This window comes from Synechococcus sp. H55.11 (genome assembly GCF_047462475.1).
Taxonomy (GTDB): Bacteria; Cyanobacteriota; Cyanobacteriia; order Thermostichales; family Thermostichaceae; genus Thermostichus.
Genome location: NZ_JANSJI010000264.1, coordinates 1 through 3,926, shown reverse-complemented (window position 1 = coordinate 3,926; position 3,926 = coordinate 1). Strand labels below are relative to the sequence as shown.

Below are 3,926 nucleotides of genomic sequence, written 5' to 3'. Positions count from 1 at the left end.
CCACCTTCTCTGGTGTGTTTTGGTTGACCCAGTTGAGTGCTTGTGCAAAAGCCGATAAGGTTGCCTCTAGCTTCACGGCTTGCGAAGCAGATACCTTGAGCTTGCAGGAGATGGTTAAAACTTGGGTCATGTTGCAATCATACGTCGTCCGCATTTCTCCCGACCCTGACCCCACGGCGGGGCTCCTGCGGTTTCTAGCTGAAGGCAGTCTTGGGGATCCCTTCCTGGGCCAGAGTTTGCAGGACGGCTTGCACCCGCTTGCGGCTACCGATCATCCCCAAGTAATGGGGGCCGGAGTGATAAATGGCCCGTAGGGTTTGGCCATCGAGGTTGTAGCTGCGGGTGAGAAGAGCAATGTAGAGCTGCGGGATCCTCTGCAGATCGGGGATAAGCTGGGCAAAGGGCTGTGGGTACAGCCGCTCGGCATCGGGAAAGCGCTGAGGGGTTACCCAGTCCGGGCGGTCGTCCTGAACCCAAATGCGAAAGCCAGCCAGATAGGCGATACAAAGATCGAAGATCAAGCCAGTCCTCTCAGAATGGCCTGATGGAAGGCAACCCGAAAAGCCTGGAACCCGTTCTCCTGCCGACCGTGATAGACGGCGTTGGTGAGCAGGGCCACCACCAGTTCCCGCTCTGGATCGATCCACAGGGAGGTTCCGGTGAAGCCGGTGTGGCCGAAGGCGCCGGGGCTGAACGGGTAGCTGCTGGCCAAGGGATCCGCAGAGCGTAAGGCAAACCCCAAGCCTCGACGTTCGCGACCGCGCTGCGGAGCATTTGGCTGAGGCAACTGCTCGCGGGTCATTTCCCGCACCGTCTGCGGCTGCAGTAGGGATCCCGTCAAAAAACTCTCTCCGAAGGCGGCCACCTCCTCTGCCGTAGCGAACAGCCCGGCATGGCCGGCGATCCCGCCCAGGCGGGCGGCATTTTCGTCGTGAACCTGCCCCTGCAAACGGCGCCTTCTCCAGGGGCACAGCTCGGTGGGCGCGCAAGGGACAGAGGCAAGGGGTGGATGGAAGGGATCCCCCGGACAAAACCGGGTTTGGCTCAGGCTCAGAGGCCGCAAGACCTGGGCGTGCAAGATCTGATCCAGGCTGGCCCCGCTCAGACGTTCCAAAGCCAGGCCCAGCAAGATCAATCCCAGATCGCTGTAGACCACACGGGATCCCGGCTTGTAGGAAAAAAAAGTGTGCAGGGCCATGTGCCGGGCCGATGCGGCGTCGGGCTGTCGAAAAAGGGGTCGCCAGGCGGGCAAGCCGGCGGTGTGGGCCAGCAACTGCCGCACCGTCACCTGCCCTGCCGGGATCAGCTCGCCTTCGATTTCCGGTTCCACAGCAATCCGTTTCCCCGGCTGCAGAGGATCCTCATAGGGGGCAATGGGGCGGGATCCCTGAAACTCCGGCAACAGGAGACTGACCGGCTGATCCAACTGCAACGCTCCAGCTTCCACCAAGACCATGCAGGCGGTGGCGGTGTAGAGCTTGGTCAGGGAGGCCAGGTCAAAACAGATGGCCAAGGTTGTCGGTTGGCACCGGGTCTCAGGGTCAAGATAGCCTGCCGCCCTTGAGTAAATACACTTTCCCCGGTGGCGAATGGCCACCTGGGCAGCGGGGAAAAGGCGCGGGACGGCGGAGTTGAGCAGCTCCGTCAGCAAGGCCGGATCCCAACTCATCTGCTTCGTCTCCCCCTGGCTTGGGGATCCTCAAGCCAACAACTGGTAACGGCGTTTACAAAAGCCTACCGTTTCCCTGGCTAGGATGCCACCGTGGCTGGTTACATTGCCCAAGGGATCCCGAATGCGGCTGGAGTTGTTGCAAGCCTTTTTGAACGTGGTGGAGACGGGCAGCTTTTTGGCCGCTGCTCGCCTCAGGGGTCTGACCCAATCGGCCATCAGTCGCCAGATCCAGGCTCTGGAAGAGGCCGTGGGCGCCCCGCTGTTGCATCGCAAAAACCCGGTGGCCCCAACTGTGGCGGGAGAACGGCTTTTGCCCCATGCCCGTCGCATCTGTCAGGAATGGCAGCGGGCTCAGGAGAGCCTTCGAGAATGGCTGCAGGGCCAGCAGACCGAACTCTGCATTGCTGGGATCCATTCCCTGATTGCCCATCAACTGCCGCCCGTGCTGCAACAGTTTTGTCAAGAGCACCCAGAGGTGCAGTTGCGGGTCACGGCTCTGGGCAGCGACCGCGCCTTGAAGGTGCTCAGGGATGGGCTGGTGGATGTGGCCCTGGTCATGGACAATCCCCTGATGACGCGGGGGGCAGAACTGGTGGTGGAGCCGCTGTATTCCGAGCCGATTCAGGTGTTGATGCCCTCCACCCATCCCCTCAGCCGCTACGAGCAGATCCCCTGGAAGGCGCTGGCCGAGTATCCTCAGGCTGTCTTCAAGGATGGCTACGCCATGCGCTCCTTGGTGGGATCCCATCTGGCCCGGCAGGGGCTCCCTCTCAAAGCAGCCCTGGAACTGAACACCCTAGATGCCTTTCGGGGAGTGGTGCGACAGGGGCAGTTGATCGCTCTCCTGCCGGAGTCGGCCCTGGTGGACTGCTACGCCGATCCGGAGTTGCAGGTGCGGCCCACCGAGCCTCCCCTGTTGAGGCGGCAGGTGGTGATGGTCACCACCAGCGATCGCTACCAGATTCCGCCCATTCGCCGGTTTTTGCAGTTGGCCGCCCAGCTCATCAGGCAGCCCGAGGTTGAGCCCGCTTCCGGCACAGATCCCCACATCCCTCAGCCATCTGCCAGGTTGTTGTCAGTATCCTGAGTAGCCCAGCCCTCCTGATCGCCGATGCTATGAGCCAAGAGTTTCGCGAGCTGTTGAAAAAAATCGGCAGCGGCACCCATACTCACCAAGATCTCAGCCGAGCCGAAGCGGCCAGCGCTGCTCGCATGCTCTTGCGGGGGGAAGCCACTCCCGCCCAGATCGGAGCTTTTTTAATTGCCCACCGCATCAAGCGCCCCACCGCCGAAGAGCTGGCCGGTATGTTGGATGCCTACGCAGAATACGGCCCTCTTCTGCCCCAACGGGATTTGCCCCATCCTTTGATTATCTTTGGCCATCCCTACGATGGCCGCTCGCGGACTGCGCCGCTGGGGGTGCTGGTGGCTTTGCTGTTGGCCGCGGCAGGGGCAGCCGTTTTGCTGCATGGCTCCGGCTTTTGTCCCACCAAGTATGGTCTACCTTTGGAGGTCGTCTGGCGCCTCTTGGGGGTCGATTGGCGGGGGCTATCCCTGGGGCAGGTGGGGCAACTGCTGGAACAAACCGGGTTGGGATTTTTGTATTTGCCCACCTGTTTTCCCCAAGCCCAGGCCCTGATGGACTACCGGGATCAAATCGGCAAACGCCCCCCCTTGGCCACCTTGGAGCTGGTCTGGGCGCCCTACCAAGGCCCCTTTCACCTGGTGGCGGGCTATGTGCACCCGCCCACCGAGGCCACGCTGCTGGAGCTGTTTGCCCTGCGGGAGATCGGGCAATTTACCACCGTCAAGGGTTTGGAAGGCAGTTGCGACCTGCCGCGAGAACGAGCAGCTATCCTGAACCAGGGCGGGCAACGGCTGCTCCTGAAGGCTCGCGATTGCCACTTGGCAGGCCCAGAGATCCCTCTTGCCGGCGAAAAAGAGCTGCAGCAGCAGATGCAGCAGGTGCTCAGCGGCGATCCTTGTCAACTCACCCCAGCCGTTCTCTGGAATGGGGGCAGCTATCTGTGGCTCCTCGGCCATTCTCCCTCTTTGCAGGAAGGGATCCAACAGGCGCAAGACCTGCTTTGCTCTGGACAGGTGATGAAGAAGCTGAAACAACTGGCCCAGTTGATCGACCGCTCCTAGGGCCGGGATCCCTTGTTTCATAAGTTCACAAACTGGATTGAGGCACCCCCAGCCCCTCTCCCTGAGGGATCCCCTCACCCCCAGCCCCTCTCCCTGAGGGATCCCC

The 3,926-nt window shown here is 61.6% G+C and carries 4 protein-coding genes and 1 pseudogene; 2 read left to right on the top strand and 3 right to left on the bottom strand.

Annotated features, from left to right (window positions below; genetic code table 11):
• The 3 genes and pseudogenes from NW853_RS10795 to NW853_RS10785 form a co-directional block, all read right to left on the bottom strand.
• Positions 1–130, bottom strand: a pseudogene (locus NW853_RS10795) (RNA-guided endonuclease TnpB family protein); the annotation flags it as partial.
• 64 nt (positions 131–194) lie between these two features.
• Positions 195–521: an XdhC family protein gene (locus NW853_RS10790; protein ID WP_414349009.1), complete on the bottom strand. Its 327-nt coding sequence runs from the start codon at positions 519–521 to the stop codon at positions 195–197.
• Positions 518–1,669: a serine hydrolase domain-containing protein gene (locus NW853_RS10785; RefSeq protein ID WP_414349008.1), complete on the bottom strand. Its 1,152-nt coding sequence runs from the start codon at positions 1,667–1,669 to the stop codon at positions 518–520. Before NW853_RS10785 ends, NW853_RS10790 begins: the two co-directional genes overlap by 4 nt.
• A 124-nt stretch (positions 1,670–1,793) precedes the next feature.
• Between NW853_RS10785 and NW853_RS10780 the strand changes: the two genes are divergently transcribed.
• Both NW853_RS10780 and NW853_RS10775 read left to right on the top strand, forming a co-directional pair.
• Entirely contained in the window at positions 1,794–2,759 is a 966-nt protein-coding gene (locus tag NW853_RS10780; protein WP_414349007.1) for a LysR family transcriptional regulator, read from the top strand.
• A 29-nt stretch (positions 2,760–2,788) separates the two neighbouring features.
• Complete coding sequence (locus NW853_RS10775; RefSeq protein WP_414336078.1) at positions 2,789–3,820, top strand: anthranilate phosphoribosyltransferase family protein; 1,032 nt, start codon at positions 2,789–2,791, stop codon at positions 3,818–3,820.
• Positions 3,821–3,926 lie beyond the last annotated feature (106 nt).